The sequence below is a fragment of the Nocardioides sp. FY1077 genome (assembly GCF_058681775.1).
Genome location: NZ_JBZWDB010000001.1, coordinates 324,426 through 342,097 on the forward strand (window position 1 = coordinate 324,426; position 17,672 = coordinate 342,097).

At 75.9% G+C, this 17,672-nt stretch carries 14 protein-coding genes; 7 read left to right on the forward strand and 7 right to left on the reverse strand.

All coding sequences use genetic code 11. The annotated features are described in order from the left end of the window. The first annotated feature begins 71 nt into the window (after positions 1 to 71). On the forward strand, positions 72 to 1,154 hold the full coding sequence (locus AC4OR8_RS01550) for a spore photoproduct lyase family protein (RefSeq protein WP_492163809.1): 1,083 nt from the start codon (positions 72 to 74) through the stop codon (positions 1,152 to 1,154). On the opposite strand, the gene eutC is transcribed toward AC4OR8_RS01550, so the two are convergent. Genes eutC through eat form a run of 3 tightly spaced genes read right to left on the reverse strand, consistent with a single transcriptional unit; the run spans position 1,142 to position 4,868 of the window. After that, entirely contained in the window at positions 1,142 to 1,966 is an 825-nt protein-coding gene (gene eutC / locus AC4OR8_RS01555) for an ethanolamine ammonia-lyase subunit EutC (protein ID WP_492163810.1), read from the reverse strand. The genes AC4OR8_RS01550 and eutC overlap by 13 nt on opposite strands. Further along, entirely contained in the window at positions 1,963 to 3,387 is a 1,425-nt protein-coding gene (locus AC4OR8_RS01560) for an ethanolamine ammonia-lyase subunit EutB (protein WP_492163811.1), read from the reverse strand. The genes eutC and AC4OR8_RS01560 overlap by 4 nt, the downstream gene beginning before the upstream one ends. Further along, complete coding sequence (gene eat, locus AC4OR8_RS01565; RefSeq protein WP_492163812.1) at positions 3,384 to 4,868, reverse strand: ethanolamine permease; 1,485 nt, start codon at positions 4,866 to 4,868, stop codon at positions 3,384 to 3,386. Before eat ends, AC4OR8_RS01560 begins: the two co-directional genes overlap by 4 nt. Before the next feature lie 193 nt (positions 4,869 to 5,061). Between eat and AC4OR8_RS01570 the strand changes: the two genes are divergently transcribed. Beyond that, positions 5,062 to 5,859 carry a thermonuclease family protein gene (locus tag AC4OR8_RS01570; RefSeq protein WP_492163813.1) on the forward strand — a complete coding sequence of 266 codons (798 nt, stop codon included), beginning with the start codon at positions 5,062 to 5,064 and terminating at the stop codon, positions 5,857 to 5,859. A 49-nt stretch (positions 5,860 to 5,908) separates the two neighbouring features. After that, the gene (locus AC4OR8_RS01575; RefSeq protein WP_492163814.1) at positions 5,909 to 6,601 is read left to right on the forward strand and encodes a haloacid dehalogenase type II; all 693 of its coding nucleotides are present in this window, start codon (positions 5,909 to 5,911) and stop codon (positions 6,599 to 6,601) included. Positions 6,602 to 6,630: 29 nt separating this feature from the next. Here the strand turns inward: AC4OR8_RS01575 and AC4OR8_RS01580 are convergent, their stop codons facing one another. After that, positions 6,631 to 7,857, reverse strand: coding sequence for an acetyl-CoA hydrolase/transferase C-terminal domain-containing protein (locus AC4OR8_RS01580; RefSeq protein WP_492163815.1), 1,227 nt, complete (start codon positions 7,855 to 7,857; stop codon positions 6,631 to 6,633). Between the two features lie 139 nt (positions 7,858 to 7,996). On the opposite strand from AC4OR8_RS01580, the gene AC4OR8_RS01585 reads away from it, so the two are divergent. The 4 genes from AC4OR8_RS01585 (at position 7,997) to AC4OR8_RS01600 (ending at position 11,699) form a co-directional block, all read left to right on the forward strand. Further along, positions 7,997 to 9,340, forward strand: a complete 1,344-nt coding sequence (locus tag AC4OR8_RS01585) for a glycosyltransferase 87 family protein (RefSeq protein WP_492163816.1) — start codon at positions 7,997 to 7,999, stop codon at positions 9,338 to 9,340. A 408-nt stretch (positions 9,341 to 9,748) separates the two neighbouring features. Further along, positions 9,749 to 10,156 (forward strand): hypothetical protein, encoded by a 408-nt coding sequence (locus tag AC4OR8_RS01590; protein WP_492163817.1) that lies wholly within the window; start codon positions 9,749 to 9,751, stop codon positions 10,154 to 10,156. Then, complete coding sequence (locus tag AC4OR8_RS01595; protein ID WP_492163818.1) at positions 10,153 to 10,302, forward strand: hypothetical protein; 150 nt, start codon at positions 10,153 to 10,155, stop codon at positions 10,300 to 10,302. The genes AC4OR8_RS01590 and AC4OR8_RS01595 overlap by 4 nt, the downstream gene beginning before the upstream one ends. Before the next feature lie 131 nt (positions 10,303 to 10,433). Then, positions 10,434 to 11,699, forward strand: coding sequence for a ferredoxin reductase family protein (locus AC4OR8_RS01600; protein ID WP_492163819.1), 1,266 nt, complete (start codon positions 10,434 to 10,436; stop codon positions 11,697 to 11,699). A 723-nt stretch (positions 11,700 to 12,422) separates the two neighbouring features. Here the strand turns inward: AC4OR8_RS01600 and AC4OR8_RS01605 are convergent. The 3 genes from AC4OR8_RS01605 to AC4OR8_RS01615 form a co-directional block, all read right to left on the reverse strand. Then, entirely contained in the window at positions 12,423 to 14,000 is a 1,578-nt protein-coding gene (locus tag AC4OR8_RS01605) for a carboxylesterase/lipase family protein (RefSeq protein WP_492163820.1), read from the reverse strand. A gap of 89 nt (positions 14,001 to 14,089) precedes the next feature. Then, entirely contained in the window at positions 14,090 to 15,265 is a 1,176-nt protein-coding gene (locus AC4OR8_RS01610) for an ROK family transcriptional regulator (RefSeq protein ID WP_492163821.1), read from the reverse strand. A gap of 156 nt (positions 15,266 to 15,421) precedes the next feature. Next, positions 15,422 to 17,644 carry a PKD domain-containing protein gene (locus AC4OR8_RS01615; RefSeq protein ID WP_492163822.1) on the reverse strand — a complete coding sequence of 741 codons (2,223 nt, stop codon included), beginning with the start codon at positions 17,642 to 17,644 and terminating at the stop codon, positions 15,422 to 15,424. Positions 17,645 to 17,672 lie beyond the last annotated feature (28 nt).

A 17,672-nucleotide genomic window follows, 5' to 3' on the forward strand; every position in this document is an offset into this window, starting at 1 on the left:
CCTCGGGCGGCCACCCGCAGCGGACCGGCGGGAGGGGAAGTGCAGGGCCGCGGGCGGTGTTCCACCTGGTGATGACGCCGACGACCGCCACCCGTTCCTGGACGCCCCGCCACGTGCAGGTCACCGCTGCGGCGGCCGAGCTGCCGCACACCGCCGAGATCCTGCGCCGCCTCGAGGCCGCGGGGGTCGACGACGTGCGCGTGCTGCCGGCCAACCGGCTCGTGGGCCTGGGCGAGGGCTCGGAGCGCGAGGTCTACGCGCGCGCGAAGAACACGCTGGCCGTGGTCGTCGCCCCGCCGAGCGCGATCAAGCCGCAGCCGATCCCGCCGAGCGCCGACTGGCGCATCGACCTGGCCAAGGGGTGCCCGGCGCACTGCCAGTACTGCTACCTGGCCGGCTCGCTGCAGGGCCCTCCGGTCACCCGCGTGTACGCCAACCTCGACGACGTCCTGGCCGGCATCGGCACCCACGTGGGGAGCGGCTCGGTCACCTCCGGCACCGCCGAGCGCGGCCACGAGGGCACCACCTTCGAGCTGAGCTGCTACACCGACCCGCTGGCGCTGGAGCACCTCACCGGCTCCCTGGCCACGGCGATCGAGCGCGTCGGCACCGGCGGGTACGGCGACGCAGCGCTGCGCTTCACCACCAAGTTCGACGACGTCGGCTCCTTGCTCGACCTTCCCCACGGCGGCCGCACCCGCATGCGGGTGTCGGTCAACGCCGAGGAGGTCGCGGGGCGCCTCGAGGGGGGCACCGCCCGCACCCCGGCGCGGCTCGCCGCGATGCGCCGGATGGCGCTGGCCGGCTACCCCGTCGGGCTGACCATCGCCCCGATCATGCCGGTCGACGGCTGGCGCGAGTCCTACGGCCGCCTGCTCGACGGCGTGGTCGAGGCGCTCGCCGACGTGCCCGACCCCGACCTCACCGTGGAGGCGATCACCCACCGCTTCACCCCGGTGAGCAAGGACGTGCTGCTCGGCTGGTATCCCCGCACCCAGCTCGAGATGGACGAGGACCTGCGCAGCCAGAAGCGCACCAAGTTCGGCAGCACCAAGTACGTCTACCCCGCCCCGGTCATGGCCGAGCTGCGCACCTGGTTCACCGAGACCCTCGCCGCCCGCCTGCCCGGCAGCCCGCTGCTCTACTGGACCTGAGCCACCGCGTCCCCGGGGTCGCTCCGCCCGGGGTCGTCCAGCCCGGCGGCCAGCGAGGAGTCCTTCAGCCGTACGCCGGACGCGCCCAGCTCGCGGGCCCCGCGCACGAGCCCGGCGACCACGGCCGCGGCGCGCTGGTAGCCCAGGCCGTCGGGCGGGTGCACGTTGGACACGCAGTTGCGCTCGGCGTCGCTGCGGCCTGGCCGCGGGTCGTGGGTGAGGTAGACCCCCAGGCTGTCGGCCACCGAGAGGCCCGGCCGCTCCCCGATGACCACGAGCAGCGTCTGCACCCCCATCGCCAGGCCCACGTGGTCGGCCAGCGCCACCCGCGCCTGCGTGGCGAGCACCGGCGGGGCGAGCGTCTCGCCGGGGTCGCCGCCGCCGCCCGCGCCCAGCGCGGCGGCGATCGCCGCCAGCAGCCCCGGGCCGTGCTCGAGCAGGGCCCGCGGCGAGAGCCCGTCGGCCAGGACGACCCCGACGCGGGCGTCGGTGCGGGGCAGCCCCGCGAGGTCGGCCGGCAGGCGCCCCAGGTCGGGGCGGCGCAGGTACTCCGCGCGCGAGGTGGCCCGGCTGGTCACCCGCAGCGGCTCGCCCAGTCCGAGCGAGGACACCGCGGTGGCCAGGGCGTCCACGTCGAGCGGCTCGTGCACGGCGTCGCGGGCGGCGGCGTGCGCGGCCTGGTGCTCCAGGACCCGTCGGGTGGGCAGGGCGTCACCCGCGCGGCCCAGGCCGATGCGCGCCTGCGTCGTCGCGCGCAGGGCCGCCCACACGTCGGGCCGGGGCGCCGTCGTCGGCGGGTCGTCGGCGCTCACCGTGCCGTCAGCTCCCGCAGCGGGGAGGCGTCGAGGTCGGTCGGCAGGATGCGGCCGGCGTCGCCCAGCATGCCGAGGCCGTCGAGCCACGCCTCGAACTCCGGCGCCGGGCGCAGGCCCTGCACCTGCCGCAGGTAGAGCACGTCGTGGAACGACAGGCTCTGGTAGCCCAGCATCACGTCGTCGGCTCCCGGCACGGCGATGACGAACGACGCCCCCGCGGTGCCGAGCAGCGTGAGCAACGTGTCCATGTCGTCCTGGTCGGCCTCGGCGTGGTTGGTGTAGCAGACGTCGACGCCCATCGGCAGGCCGAGCAGCTTGCCGCAGAAGTGATCCTCCAGGCCGGCCCGCACGATCTGCTTGCCGTCGTAGAGGTACTCGGGCCCGATGAACCCGACGACGGTGTTGACCAGCAGCGGGTCGAGCTCCCGGCACACGGCGTAGGCCCGGGCCTCCAGGGTCTGCTGGTCGACGGGACGGCCGCCGACGCCGAGGTGGGCGCCGGCGCTGAGCGCCGAGCCCTGCCCGGTCTCGAGGTACATCACGTTGTCGCCGACCGTGCCGCGGCCCAGCGAGCGGCCGGCCTCGTTGCCCTCGCGCAGCAGGTCGAGGGTGACGCCGAAGCCGGCGTTCCCGCCCTGGGTGCCGGCCACCGACTGGAACACCAGGTCGACCGGCGCCCCCCGCTCGACCAGCTCGATGGTGGTGGTGACGTGGGAGAGCACGCACGACTGGGTCGGGATCTCGTAGCGCTGCCGGATGTCGTCGAGCAGGTGCAGGAGGGTGGCGGTGGCCTCCGGGGAGTCGGTGGCGGGGTTGATGCCGATCACCGCGTCGCCGCAGCCGAGCAGCAGCCCGTCGAGGGTGGCGGCCGCGATGCCGCGGGGGTCGTCGGTGGGGTGGTTGGGCTGCAGCCGGGTCGCCAGCCGCCCAGGCAGGCCGATGGTCGTGCGGAACGCCGAGGTCACCCGCACGGCCCGGCCGACCGCGATCAGGTCCTGGTTGCGCATGATCTTGCTGACCGCGGCCACCATCTCCGGCGTCAGGCCGGGCGCCAGCGCGGCCAGCACGTCGGCGGCGTCCGGACGCGCGCAGGTCTGCAGCAGCCAGTCGCGCAGGCCGCCGACGGTGAGGTGGGCGACCGGGGCGTACGCCGCGCGGTCGTGGCCGTCCATCACCAGCCGCGTCACCTCGTCGGTCTCGTACGGCACGACGGCGTCGGTGAGGAAGGTGTCGAGCGCGACGTCGGCCAGCGCCCAGGCGGCCGCGGCCCGCTGCTCGTCGGACTCCGCGGCGCACCCCGCCAGCTGGTCGCCCGAGCGCACCGGGGTGGCCCGTGCCAGCAGGTCGACCAGGCCGTCGAACTCGTACGTCGTGCCGCCGAGGGCCTGGGTGTAGCGCCGACCCGTCGTCCCGGTCACCGCACCGACTCCTCCGCCTCCGCCAGCGCTGCGAACTCCTCGTCGGGCGAGCCTGCCACCAGGTGGTGACGGCTGTACAGGCCGAAGTACGCCATGAAGGCCACGAAGACGCCGAGGCAGGCCAGCGCGGCCACCGTGTCGACCAGGAAGGTCGCCACCACCGCGAGCGCGGCGACCACCAGCGCGAAGCCGGTCGTGACCGCACCGCCGGGGGTGCGGTAGGGCCGCGGCATGTCGGGCTCGCGGCGGCGCAGCACGACGTGGCTGGCCATCATCAGCACGTAGGAGAGGGCGGCGCCGAACACCGCCATGTTGAGCAGCACGGCCCCCTGGCCGGTGAAGGTCAGCGCGAAGCCGATGACGCCCGGCACGACCAGCGCCAGGAACGGCGCCCCGCGGCTGCTGGTGATCGAGAGGACCCGCGGCAGGTAGCCGGCGCGCGACAGCGCGAACAGCTGGCGGGAGTAGGCGTAGATGATCGAGAAGAAGCTGGCCACCAGCCCCGCCAGCCCGATGTAGTTGACCGCTGTGGCCGCGGCGCCCGAGCCGAGGGCCTCCACGAGCGGGTTGCCCGAGTCCTGCATCGCCTCCGCGCCGCCCGCGCCGGTGACCAGCACCAGCACGGTCGCGGCGGCGACGAGCAGGACGCCCATCGCGGCGATGATCCCGCGCGGCACGTTGCGCTCGGGCTCGGCGGCCTCCTCGGCGGCCAGCGGGACGCCCTCGATCGCCAGGAAGAACCAGATCGCGTAGGGCACCGCCGCCCAGATGCCGAGCACGCCGTACGGCAGGAACGGCGAGGCCCCGACGGCGTCGGTGGGGGCGATGTCGGTGAGGTTGTCGAGGTCGAACAGCGGCACGGCGGCCACCGCGAAGACCACCAGCCCCACCACCGCGACGGCGGTGATCGCGAACATCACCTTGAGCGCCTCGCCGACGCCGGCGAGGTGGATGCCGATGAACACGGCGTACGCCGCGAGGTAGACCCACCAGCCGTCGGTGATGCCGAACAGGCCGAGCGACTCGACGTAGGCCCCGATGAAGGTGGCGATCGCGGCGGGCGCGACGGCGTACTCGATGAGGATCGCGGTCCCGGTGGCGAAGCCGCCCCACGGGCCGAGCGCGCGTCGGGCGAAGGTGTAGCCGCCGCCGGCCGCGGGCAGCGCCGAGGACAGCTCGGCCATGCCGAGCACGAGCGCGAGGTACATCGCGGCGATCAGCACGGTGGCGATGAGCAGGCCCCCGAAGCCGCCCTGCTCGAGGCCGAAGTTCCACCCCGAGTAGTCGCCGGAGACGACGTAGCTGACCCCCAGCCCGGCCAGCAGCACCCAGCCGGCCGAGCCCGAGCGCAGGCTCCGCTTCGCGAGGTACTCCTGGTCGGCGCTCCCGGGTGGCGGCGACCCGCCGGGGGACGACGACGCGGACGACGACGCGGACGACGGCGCCGCGGCGGCGGGCGAGGAGGTGAGGCGTTCCGACATGGTGACCAGCCTTGGAGGTGCGGCGCGGTGGGTGGGGTGCGGCGAGGCTAGGTCGCGGGTGTTGCGGACGTGGTCCGCGCACGTTGCGGGGCGATGACGCGCGACACCCCCGCCCGGGCCGTCACCGACGTCCGTCCGGGTGGTCCTGCCGGGTTCGGCCGCGCGGAGACGTCGCGAGACCCAGGCTGGGCGGATGACCTCCACGACTCGCGTCGCCGCGGTGGCCGGGCTGGTGCTGGCCCTCGCCGGCTGCTCGCTGCCAGTCGACCCCGCCGACGACCAGCGCCAGGACCGGCAGCGCCGGGGCGGGACGTCCGCCGCCGACCGCGCCGACGCGGGGCCCGACGCACCCCGGGCCGGCCGGGCGCGTGGCGGTCGGGCCGTCACGACGATCGAGGAGGTGCGCCCGCCCCGGTCGTACGTCGTGACCCGCGTGGTCGACGGCGACACCCTCGAGCTCGGCAGCGGCGACACGGTCCGCCTCGTCGGCGTCGACACCCCCGAGATCGGCGACTGCGGCTACCAGCAGGCCTCGGCGCGGCTGGCGGCACTCGCGCTCGGCGAGCGGGTCGAGCTGGGCGCGCCGGTCGACGACCGCGACCGCTACGGGCGGCTGCTGCGCTACGTCGACCTGGTCCCCGACCGGGTGGACGTCGGCCTGCGCCTGGTCTCCGCCGGTCTCGCCGTCGCCCGCTACGACTCCCGCGACGGCTACGACCCCCACCCGCGCGAACGGCGCTACGTCGCGGCCGACCGCGGCTCCCGGCCGGTCGGGTGCCCGCCGCCGGTGGCCCCGGCGGCTCCGGTGGCCCCGGCGGCTCCGGTGCGGGGCTTCGCCCCCGCCGCGGCCGGGTGCACCCCGGGCTACTCGCCCTGCGTCGCGCGCTCGGCGTCCGACCTCGACTGCGCCGACGTCGACGGGCCGGTGCGCGTCACCGGGCCGGACCCCCACCGGCTCGACGCCGACGGCGACCGCAGCGCCTGCGAGTAGCCGCAGGCGTCGGCTTGTGTGCCGCCCGGGCGTCGACCACTGTCGGGGCATGGCCACCCCACTCGACCGCACGCCCCGACCCGAGCTCGTCGTCCTCGACGTCAACGAGACCCTCGCCGACCTCTCCGGCCTGGAGGCGCCCTTCCGCGAGGTGGGCCTCGACCCCCGCGACGTGCCGGGGTGGTTCGCCGGGGTGCTGCGCGACGCGTTCGCCCTCACGCTGCTGGGCGCCAACCCGTCGTTCGCCGAGGTCGCCGCGGCGTCGCTGCGGGCCCGCCTGCAGGCCCACGGCGCCGACGACCCGGCGGCCGGGGCGCAGCGGGTGGTGGACGGGTTCGCCGCGCTCGAGCCCCACCCCGACGTCGTCCCCGGCCTGCTCGCCCTCGCCGAGGCCGGCTGCCGCGTCGTCACGCTGAGCAACGGCTCCGCCGAGGTGGCCCGGGCGCTGCTCGACGGCACGGCGGCCGCCGACGTCGTCGCCGACCACCTCTCCGTGGCCGAGGCCGGCGCCTGGAAGCCCGACCCCCGCGCCTACGCCTTCGCCGTGCGCCGCGGCTCGGTCTCCGCGGAGGCCGCGATGCTGGTGGCCGTGCACCCCTGGGACGTCGAGGGCGCCCGCAGCGCCGGCCTGCAGACGGGGTGGCTGGGCCGCGCCGGCGCCGCCTACCCCGACCACTTCGCCCCCGCCGACGTCACCGCCGGCTCGCTGGTCGAGCTCGCCGAGACCCTCGCCAGGCGCTGACCGGCGCGTTCCGGGCCCCCGCCTGGTGGTCAGGGAGGCGGCAGGAGGCCGAGGGCGGTGGCCTCCTCGCGCAGCTCCTCGCGCACGGCGGGGTGGGCGGCGTGCTCGATCAGGCCGAGGGCCTGGGCCCCCTGGTCGCGGCCGAACATCTCCGCGACGCCCTGCTCGGTGACCACCGCGCTCATCTGGAACGACGTCACCGGCTCGTCGACCAGCGGGACGATCGTCGAGACGTCGGCGCGCGGGTGCCAGGAACGCAGCGCGATGAAGGCCTGGCCCCCGGGGCTGTGCAGCGCGCCGACGATGAAGTCGGTCTGCCCGCCGAAGCCGGAGTGGATGCGCGCGTCGATCCGCGAGGCGTTGGCCTGCCCGAACAGGTCGACCTGCAGCGCGGTGTTGACGCTGGTCATCGCGGGGTTGGCGGCGATCCGTGCGGGGTCGTTGGCCACCTCGGTGCGCACCATCCGCACCCGCTCGTTGCCGTCGACCCACTCCAGCAGCTCCTCGGAGCCGAACAGGAACGAGGCGATGATCGGCGTCGAGGTGTCCAGCGCCCCCGCCTTCTCCAGCGCGAGCACCGAGTCGGAGAACATCTCGGTCCACACGTGCAGGCCGCGGCGGGCGACCAGGCCGTGCATGGTGGCGTCGGGCACCGCGCCGATGCCGGCCTGCAGCGTCGCGCCGTCGGCGACCCGCGCCGCCACCGCCTCCCCGATGCGCGCGGCGTCCTCGTCGATCGGGGCGTGCCCGGCCAGCGGCAGCACCTCGTCGGCCTCCACCAGGACGTCGACGAGGTCGAGGTCGAGCTCGGCGTCACCGAAGGTCCAGGGCAGCCGGTCGTTGACCTGCGCGACCACGACCCCGCCCCGCCGGCGGGCGGCCTCGACGGCCGCGGGCAGGACGTTGACCTCGATGCCGAGCGACACCTTCCCGTTCCTCGGGCGGGTGGTGTGCAGCACGACGAGGTCGGGCGCCTGCGACGTGCCGAGCAGCAGCGGCACCAACGAGAGCCGCGACGGCACGTAGCGCAGCCGCGGGTGGCGCCGCATGCCCGGGCCGACGAACGACGTCTCGAGCACCACCCCCTCCCGGTCGGGCAGCCCGCGCTGGCCGTTGAGCGCCCACAGCGCGTAGGAGTCGAGGGCGGCGTCGACGAGGCCGAGCGTGTGCCACGGCGTCGCGTGGTTGCCGCTCACGACGACGCGCGGGTCGGGGGGCAGACGGCGCAGGGCCGTGGTGAGGTCCACGGCACCCATGAGACCAGACCGGCCCACACCAGACCGGCCCACACCGGACGAGCCCGCGCAGCGTGCACGCGCGCGGCCCAGCGGTAGGTTCCTGGCCCATGAGGTCGCTCCCCCGCACGTGCTCGCCGGCGCGACCCTCGGACCCCGCGTGAGCGCCGAGCCCACCACGGCGTCGAGCAGCGCCCCGACGTCCGCTCGAGCCCCGTGGCTGACGGGGCTGACCGGGCGGGTCGGGTCACCGGGTGCGACCTGGCTCGCGTGGGTCCTCACCCGCGGGGCGGTCCTCGTCCTGCTGGTCGGGCTCGACCCGTGGTCGGCCGACGACCTCCTCTACTACCGGAGCTCGCTCTCGGAGGCCGAGGGACCGTGGTGGCTGGCCCTCGAGGAGTACCCCCTGCCCGCGGTGGTCCTGCTGGCCGTCCCCTGGGCGCTCACCGCGTCGCTCCCGGCTGCGGGCTTCAGCGTGCTGGTGGTCGTCTCGCTGCTGGCGCTCGACGCCGCGTTCGGGGCGGTGCTGTGGTCGGCGTCCCGCCCGGGCAGCCACGGCCGGCTGATGTGGCTGTGGGGTGTCCCGCTGCTCGGGGCCACGACCTACGGCCGGTTCGACCTGGTGCCCGGGGTGCTGGCGGGGTACGCCGTGCTGGCCGCCGCGACGCGCCCGCGGCTGGCCGCCGCCGTCGTGGCCGTCGCCGCGGCGCTGAAGCTGTGGCCGGCGGCCGTCGTCCCGGCCGTCGTCCTGGCGGCGCGCTCCCGTCTCGCGGCGCTGGCGACGGTCGTGGTCGTCTCGGGTGCGGCCGCCCTCGCCTCCCTGTGGGTCGGCGGCTGGGCGCGGCTCCTGTCGCCGCTGACCTGGCAGTCGGACCGCGGGCTGCAGGTCGAGTCGGTCGCCGCCACGCCCGTGGTGCTGACGTGGTCCGTGCACCCGGGTGACCACGTGGTGACCAAGTCGCCCTACAACGCCTACGAGATCTCCGGGCCCGGTGTCGGGCTCGCCGAGGCAGCGTGCAGCGCTGCGCTCCTCGCTGCGGTCGTCCTCGGCGCCGTGCTGGCCTGGCGGGTGCTCCGCTGCCGCGACACCGCCCCGCCGCAGCTCTACGGCTGGCTCGCGACCTCGGCGGTCCTGCTCCTGGTGGTGACCAGCAAGGTCCTCAGCCCGCAGTACCTGCTGTGGCTGCTGCCGGTGACGGCCGCGACGATGGTGCTCGGCGAGCGTGCCGGTGACCGGTGGGCCCGCCGGCGCCTGTGGACGGCCGGCGTGCTCGCTGCGACCGCCGCCACCCAGCTCGTGTTCCCGCTGTTCTACGGCACCCTCATCGACCACACGGCGGGCACGCCGGTGATCACCGCGGTCCTCGCGCTGCGCAACCTGCTCCTGGTCGCCCTGACCGCCGCCGCGGTCACCACCACCTGGCGGCTGGCGGCCCTGCGCCCGGGCGGCCCGGGTGACCCGGCCGAGCGCAAGGGTGCGGCGTCCGACCGCCGGGCCGCCTGAGCGCTGGGGCTCGCCCGCAACGTGGGCCGTGCGTCATACGGACCGTGGAGTCGCACCCACCATTCGTATGACGTCCGCCCCCGCCCACCGCCGACACGGGCCGTGCGTCATACGAATCGTGGAGTCGCACCCACCATCCGTATGACGTCCACCCCTGCCCACCGCCGACGTGGGCCGTGCGTCATACGAATCGTGGAGTCGCACCCACCATCCGTATGACGTCCACCCCTGCCCACCGCCGACGGCCCGCTCGCCCCCGGCGACCGGGCCAGCTGGTGCGCCGGCGGCGACACCGGCCACCCCACCCGCCTCGCGCTCGCTCACAGGAGGTGCACAGCAAACGCACGGGACCTGCTGATCCCGCCCGGCGAGGCTGCACCCTCAGCCGAAGCCCACCGGAGGCCCACCATGACCGACGCACCGCACGACCCGACCCAGCCGGCGCCCCCGGCGACCGCACCCCGCCGACCCGACGAGCCGGTCGACCCCGTCAACCGTTGGGCGACCGAGCACTACGGGTTCGCCGACGACGCAGCCCCGGCGACTGCCGCCGCCCGGCCTGCCGGTGAGCCCACCACCCAGCCCGCCGGCGCGCCGGTGGGGGCTGCCGCCCGCATCCGGGCGCGGGTGCCCCGCGGCCGCGCCCTGGTCGGGGCCGCCGCCCTGTCGGTGCTGCTCGTCGGCGGGGCCGGCGGGGCCGCGCTCGCCGCCGGCGCCGACGACGGCGGCGGTGACGGCGGGCGTGACGGCACGACGCAGGTCGACGGTCGCGACGACGGCGACGGCGGCGGCGGTCGCGGCGGAGGGTTCCGATGACCCGGCCGCTCGACATGGTCAGCCTGCTGATCGCCGTCCTCGCCGTGGTGGTCGGGGTCTGGATCGGCCTGTCCGGGCCAGACGTCTCCCCCGTCTTCACCGAGGCGCCGCTGCCAGGCGGACCGCGCGACGGAGGGCCACGATGAGCCTCGACCACGCCCCGGTGACGTCCCCCTCACCCCCGGCGTCATCCCCGGCGCCACCCCAGCCGCCACCGACGGCCCGGCTCGCCGCGACCACCCGCCACCGTGGGCCGGCGCGGGCGGTGCTCGCCGCCATGTCCGTGGGCGCCGTCCTCGTCGCCCTCTGGCCGGCGCTGGCGGTGCTCCTCGACGGGGCCGAGATCGACCCCGTCGCACTGGTCGCCCACGTCTGCGGCATGCTCGCCGGCTACGGCGTCCTGGTGATGATCGTGCTGATGTCACGGTGGCCCGTGCTCGAGCACGGCATCGGCGCCGACACCCTCGCCCGCTGGCACGCCACCGGGGGACGCACGGTGCTCTCGCTCGTGCTGGTGCACGCCGCCGCCGCGGTGCTCGCCTGGAGCCTCCTCACCGGTCAGGACCCCCTGTCCGCCACGGCGCAGGTGATGACCTGGCCCGGCCTGGTCACCGCCACGCTCGCCACGGCGCTGATGGTCGCCGTCGCCGTCGTGTCGGCCCGGTCGGCCCGTCGGCGCGTCCGGTGGGAGACCTGGCACGCGCTGCACCTCACCATGTACGTCGCCGTCGCCCTCTCGTTCAGCCACCAGCTCGCCGGCCCCGACCTGGCGGGCCGGCCGTGGCTCCAGGTGACCTGGGGACTGCTGTACGCCGCCACCTTCGCCCTCGTGCTGCGACACCGCGTGCTGGCCCCGGCGCTGGCTGCGCGGCGCCACCGGCTGCGGGTCGTGGCCACCGTCGCCGAGGCCCCGGGGGTCACCTCCGTCGTGGTGCAGGGCCGCCACGTCCACGAGCTCGAGGCCGAGCCCGGGCAGTTCTTCCGCTGGCGCTTCCTGACCCGCCGCACCTGGTTCACCGCGCACCCCTTCTCGCTGTCGGCCCCGCCCGTCGGCGACCGGCTCCGGCTCACCGTGAAGGCCTTGGGCGACGGCTCCTCGCTCGTCCAACAGGTGCCGGTCGGCACCCGCGTGGTGGCCGAGGGTCCCTACGGCGCGATGACGGCAGGTCGGCGCACCCGCCGCGACGTCCTGCTCGTCGCGGGCGGTGTCGGCATCACGCCCATGCGCGCCCTCTTCGAGACCGTCCCCCTCGCACCGGACCAGGACCTGGTGCTGCTCTACCGCGCCGACCGCCGCGAGGACGTCGTCTTCCGCGCCGAGCTCGACGCGCTCGCCGCGAGCCGCCGCGCCCGTGTGGTCTACCTGCTCGGGCGCGACCCGCACCTGCTGTCGTCGGGGTCGCTGCAGCGGCTCGTGCCGCACCTCGCCGACCGCGACGTCTACCTCTGCGGGCCGCCGGGCCTGGCGGCCGCCGTACGTCGTTCGCTGGCCGAGGCGGGCCTGCCCGCGGGGCAGCTGCACGAGGAACGGTTCGTGCTGTGACCCTCGTGGCCTCGTCGTCCCGGACCCCGTCGACCCGCGCGTCAGCCGCGCTGGTCGTCGCAGCGGCCGCGACGACCGCGCTCGCGCTGACCTACGTGGTGGCGGTGCACACCCGCCTCGGGCAGGCCGTCGACACCCACGCGATGCTGCTGGCCGCCGACGTGCTGGCCCGCGCCGGCTGGACCGAGGCCCTGCTCGCCGTGGTGTCGCCGGCCTCCGCGGCGCTCGCCGCCGTCGTGCTCGCAGGCGCGACCGCGCTGCTGCGCGGTGGGCGTGACGCCGTGGTCGTGCTCGCCACCGTGGGCGCGACCGCCCTCGCGGCGACCGTGCTGAAGCCGTTGCTGGTGCGGCCCGACCTCTGGGACGACACCGCGAACAGCCTGCCCAGCGGCCACGTGTCGGCAGTGGCCGGCCTGGGCGCTGCGGCGCTGCTCGTCGCACCCGCTCGCTGGCGGACGGCGGTGGCGTGGGCGGCCGTGGCCGTCGTGGGCCTCACCGGTCTCGCGACCCTGGCCCCCTGCAGTGGCACCGCCCCAGCGACGTCGCCGCCTCGGTGTTCCTCGCGGTCGCCGTCGCCGCGGCGGTCAGGGCCGTCACCGAGCAGGGGTGGGCCGTACCGACGCACCCGGCGCGGGACCCGGGTCGTTGAGACCCCACCACCGGGCGCTTGTCGGACGGACGTGCCTCGGCACCGGGCCCGCAGGCCCGGCGCCGAGGTGCTGCTCACTGCGGGGCGAGCCAGAAGTCGCAGTGGTGCTCGTCCTGGAGGGTGGTGGTCATCTCGCTGGCGCCACCGGGGCGCAGCGACATCACGCGCTCCTGGGTGCCGTACTGCTGCCACCGGGGTGACCCCGGGAAGTTGGGGGTGCCGTCGGTGGCGAAGGAGCCCCAGTACTTCATCATCTGCGTCGAGAGCCGCTCCTGCGCGCGGGTGAGCGGCTGCGCCCCGAGGGTGAAGTCGAACAGGTACTGCAGCTCGGCGCTGTGGGCGTTGGACATGTCCTCCTCGCCGGTGCCGAAGCCGTACAGGGTCGGTGACGTCGGGTCGTCGAACTCGTAGCGGTAGGTCGGCACTTTGCCGGTGAGCAGCCTGGCGACCGTCTCGGTCTGGCAGGCCCGGCCGGCGTCGGTCTGGATCTGGGTGAGCGCGTCGAAGGCCGAGTCGAAGTCCTCGAGCGGGTAGAGCTCCAGGACCTGGTCGGCGCGGGCGCCGTAGGTGCTGCGCACGCGGGGCTCGTACTCCTCGTCGGGGAGGCCGGACAGGGCCACCGACAGCAGCCGGTTCTCCGAGTACGTCGAGCCGGTGACCACCGGTACCTCGTTCCAGTCGCCCGCGGCGACCGCGTCGGGGAACGAGCGCGGCATCAGGCCGCTGCCGGCCTTGGAGTTGCCGACGTAGGAGGCCTGGTTGGCCACGGCGGTGCCCGGCCAGGTGCCGCGCAGGCAGGCCACCACGGTGGCCTCGTCGGTGCAGCCGACCGCGTTGGCGAACGTGACGCCGCTGGGCTCGGCGGAGGCCAGCGTGGGTCGCTGGGAGGTGCACACCTGGCTCTGCACGACGGCCTTGTCGAACAGCCCGCCGGCCGACGGGATGGCCATCAGGTCGCAGACCCCCTGGCCGCCGGCGGACTGCCCGTAGATCGTCACGTTGTCGCGGTCGCCGCCGAAGCGCCGAATGTTCTCCTGCACCCAGCGCAGCGAGGCGATCTGGTCCATCCGCCCGTAGTTCCCCGACCCCTGCGGGGTCAGCTCGCTCAGGGCCGGGTGGGCCAGGAACCCGAAGGCGCCCAGGCGGTAGTTGGTCGAGACCACGATGGTGTCGGTGAGGTCGGCCATGGTGCCGCCGCCGTAGATGACGCCCGTGCCCTGGGTGTGCCCGCCGCCGTGGAACCACACCATCACCGGCAGCCGGTCCTTCGGGGACGTGCCCGAGGGGCGGTACACGTCGAGGTAGAGGCAGTCCTCGCTGGTGGCCTGCTCCTCGCGGACGCCGGTCGGCTGGAACTGCACGCACGCCGGGCCCTTGCGGGTCGCGTCGCGGGTGCCGGACCACGGCGCGGGCGCCGCCGGGGGCGCGAAGCGGAGGTCGCGCACGGGCGGGGCGGCGAACGGGACGCCGAGGAAGCGGTCGGACCCCTGTCGGGCGACCCCCTTCAGGGCGCCGTCGGCGATGGTGACGACCGGCGCGGCGCGGCGCTCGGCGGCCGGGGCGGGCTGGGCCGGTGCGGCGACCGGGGTGAGCAGGGTGGCGCCGAGGGCGGTGGCCACCCCGGCGAGGGCGAGACGGAAACGTGGGGTCACTGGGGCTCCTGGGGGTGTGAACGTGGTCACACTGTGAACAGAACGCGCCACCCTGTCAACAGATGTGTTCACAGCTTGACCGTCAGCGGTCAGGGCTGGCCCGGGTGGGTCACCAACCGCAGGCTCAGCAGCAGCGCACCGAGCGCCTCGGTCCGCTCGCCGAGCGGCGTCAGCAGCAGCTCGGTGCCCTCGGCCGCCAGCGGCAGCGCCGCCAGCCGGAACGCGCGTCGCACCGGGCGGAGCAGCGCCTCGCCCGCCGGCGTCAGCGGGCCCCCCAGCACGAGGTGGCGCGGGTTGAGGACCATCGCCAGCCAGGCCAGTCCCCGCCCCAGGGCGTCCCCGGCCTCGTTCAGCACCGCAGTGGCCACGGGGTCTCCTCCGCCCGCGCGCGCGAGCACGTCGGCCAGCTCGACCGGGTGGCCCAGGGCCGACTCGAGCCCCTGCCTGATCGCCTCGCTGGAGGCCATGGTCTCCAGGCAGCCCCGACGTCCGCAGCGGCACACGACGCTCAGGCCGGGGTCGAGGGTGAGGTGGCCGATCTCGCCGACGGTGCCCGACCGGCCCCGCATCAGGTGGCCGTCGACGGTCACGCCGGCGCCGATGCCCGAGCCCACCTTCAAGAACACCGTGCACTCCCGCGAGCGCAGGTGCCGGGCCACCGCCTGGGCGCCGAGGTTGGCGTCGTTCTCGATGCGGACGGGCTGCCCCAGACCCTCGCTGAACATCTTCCGCAGCGGGAGCCCCTGCCAGGCGGGCAGGATGCCGCCTCCGCGCACGGTGCCGGTGGCGAGGTCCACCGGTCCGGGGACCCCGATGCCGAACCCGACGACCGCCTCGCGCGTCAGGCCGGCGTCGGCGCACGCCCGGTCCACCATCTCGGTGACCACCGCGACCGCGTCGGCCGGCGAGTGCCGAGCCGGCAGCGGGGCGACCGACTCGTCGAGCACGTCGTCCAGCCCGCGCCCCACGACCACCCTGACGTGGGTGCGCCCGAGGTCGACGCCCACGCCCACCCGGGTGCCGGCCCCGGCCCGCTCCACCAGCCGGCTGCGGCGGCCGTTGCTCAGACCGGTGCGCACCGACAGCTCACCGGCCGCGACCAGCTCCTGGACCAGGCCCGACACCGCCGCCTTGGAGAGCCCGGTGGCGCGGGCGATCTCCGCCTGGCTGAGTCCACCCGCCTCCTCGAGGGTGCGCAGCAGCCGGTCGCGGTTGGCGAGCCGCAGCGCTGCCAACGAGCCTGGTGCGACCTCGGTCCCGCCCACGTCAGCTCCTCGCACGCCTGGCGCGCCCCTGGTGACCGCCTGCCGCCTGGAGGCTACCCAGCCGAGTCGGCACCCGCACCGCACCGGCCGCGCTTCCGGCCCCGCCGTCCGGCCCCGTCGTCCGCCCCGTCGTGCGTCCCGTCGTGCGTCCAGTCGTCACCGCCCGACGACGAAGCGCCAGGTGGTCACCGTCCGGTTGCCGACGGCGTCGCTCGCCACGAGCCGCGCGACGTGGCCGCCGGGCGAGAGGGCGCGCCGGGGCACCCCGGCCACCAGGCCGCGGCGGGCGTCGTGGCGCAGCGGCACGACGCGGCCGTCGACGCGCAGCGCGAGGTCGCGGCGGCGCACCGGCGAGTGGCGGTCGCTGACGACGGCCCGCAGCGTCGGGGTGCGGTCGCGGGTGGTGCCGGCGGGCCGGGTACGACGGACGAGCGGCCCCGTCGTGTCGACCGTCCACGCCCGCGCCGCGGGGGTGGCGTCGGTGTTGCCCGCGGCGTCGGTGGCCCGCACCAGCAGCCGGTGGCGGCCGTCGTCCAGCCCGCGGAGGGTCGCCGGCGAGGCGCAGCCCCGCCAGGCGCGGTCGTCGAGGCGGCAGGCGAAGGTGGCGGCGTCCTCGTCGCTGTCGAACGCGACCTCGGCGCGGCCCGTGGCGACGGTGCCCGAGGGCCCGGCGGTGACCTGCGTCTGCGGGGCCGAGGTGTCGACCGGCGACGCCACGACGACGTCGACCGAGGCGCTCACCGAGGCGTGCACCGAGGCGTGCCCCGTGCCGGTGTGGCCCGCGACGGTGACGGTCGCGGTGTAGGTGCCGGGCACGGCGTAGGTGTGGTCGGGGTCGGCGCCCTGGCCGCTGGTGCCGTCGCCGAAGTCCCAGGCGTAGGTGAGGTCGGCGGTGGCCGGGGCGAGGTCGGCGCAGCCGATGCGCAGCGACGGGTTGTCGGGGTCGTGGACGACGACCGACACGGCGTCGGGCCCGGCCCGCTGCGGCTGCTCGACCTCGACCAGGCCGCTGCGACCCGTGGCGTCGGCGGTGAACGGCAGCCAGATCTCGTTCTCCTCCGCGAAGGGCTGCGTCTCGTCGAACCGGAAGTGCGCACCGCCGTCGGACGACGAGCAGGCCTGCTCGTGCACGTGCACCAGGTGGCTCGCCGCGGGCCGCAGGCCGCTCACGTCGAGCACGGCTCGGGTCTCGCCGCGCCGGCGCACCAGCTCGGCGGTGCCGGTGAGGTCGGGGTAGCGGGTCAGGCCCGCGGCGAACGCCTCGACGGGGCCGGCGGTGGTGACCTCGGTCGAGAGCGCCACCTCCAGCGGCGCGGCGCCCGACGCCGGGCTCGCCGTCGCCGCGACCTGCGGCAGGTGGCCGGCGTGCCCGTCGGTCGCGGTGACCAGGACCGAGTCGCTGCCCTGGTTGCCGTCCTCGTCGGTCACGGTCAGCGTCGCGGTCCGGCTGCCCGGGTCGGCGTAGGTGTGGCCGACCTCGGCGGTGGCGGCGGTGGCGCCGTCGCCGAGGTCCCAGGCGTAGGTGAGCGGGCCGCCCTGCGGGTCCTGCGCCGCCCCGGTCAGGACGACGTCGAGCGGCGCCGGGCCGGTCGTCGGGGTGGCCTGCACGCTCACCAGCGGGCCGTCGCCGCCGTCTCCCACGGCGATCGGGAAGTCCTCGGTGAAGCGGCCGCCGCGCCCGTCGGTGACCTCGAGGGAGGCGGTGTAGAGGCCGGGCGTCGTGTACTCGAACACCGCGTGGTCGGTGGTGGCCCGGTCGGCGGGGTCGCCGGTGCCGAAGTCCCAGCGGTAGGTGAGCGGGTCACCGTCGGCGTCGGCGGCGCGGGCGGTCACGTGCACCTCGAGCGGCGCCGCACCCTCGCGGGGCTCGACGACGGGCTCTGCCGTCGGCGGCTGGTTGGCCTCCGGGGCGGCCTCGACGACCACGGTGCCGCGCATCGTCGTGCCGTGGATGGAGCAGAGGTAGTCGTAGGTGCCGGGCTCGGTGAAGGTGTGGCGCACCGGCCCCTTCGGGTCGTCCGGCACGCGGTACTCCTGGACCGGGGGGCTCCAGGTCGCGGAGGTGTCCTGCGAGGTCAGGTCGTGCTCCTGGCCCGCCGTGGGGTACTCGAAGCGCCACTCCACGGTGTCGCCGACCTGCACGGTGACCGTGGAGGTGCCGGTGTCGCGCGACTGCCACCGGTTGCCGAGGGCGTCGTCGACGGCGTCGACCACCCACGTGCGCGCCGCCCGGGTGGGCGCGTCGGCGGGCTCGGTGCTGGCCGGGTCGGCGACGGCGAGGCCGGTGACGGCCAGCAGGGCGGCCAGGGCACCCAGGACGGCGGAGCGCAGGGTGCTCCCGCGCAGGTGCGGACGGCGTGGGGGACGTGGCTCGGGCACAGGTCGACCTCGGCTGCTGGTGGGGGGC

What these genes read in the sequence shown, in the direction of transcription:
- AC4OR8_RS01550 (WP_492163809.1), top strand. Translation starts at nt 72, where the DNA reads ATGACGCCGACGACCGCCACCCGTTCCTGGACGCCCCGCCACGTGCAG.
- eat (WP_492163812.1), bottom strand. Translation starts at nt 4,868, where the DNA reads ATGTCGGAACGCCTCACCTCCTCGCCCGCCGCCGCGGCGCCGTCGTCC.
- AC4OR8_RS01570 (WP_492163813.1), top strand. Translation starts at nt 5,062, where the DNA reads ATGACCTCCACGACTCGCGTCGCCGCGGTGGCCGGGCTGGTGCTGGCC.
- AC4OR8_RS01575 (WP_492163814.1), top strand. Translation starts at nt 5,909, where the DNA reads ATGGCCACCCCACTCGACCGCACGCCCCGACCCGAGCTCGTCGTCCTC.
- AC4OR8_RS01580 (WP_492163815.1), bottom strand. Translation starts at nt 7,857, where the DNA reads ATGGGTGCCGTGGACCTCACCACGGCCCTGCGCCGTCTGCCCCCCGAC.
- AC4OR8_RS01590 (WP_492163817.1), top strand. Translation starts at nt 9,749, where the DNA reads ATGACCGACGCACCGCACGACCCGACCCAGCCGGCGCCCCCGGCGACC.
- AC4OR8_RS01595 (WP_492163818.1), top strand. Translation starts at nt 10,153, where the DNA reads ATGACCCGGCCGCTCGACATGGTCAGCCTGCTGATCGCCGTCCTCGCC.
- AC4OR8_RS01600 (WP_492163819.1), top strand. Translation starts at nt 10,434, where the DNA reads ATGTCCGTGGGCGCCGTCCTCGTCGCCCTCTGGCCGGCGCTGGCGGTG.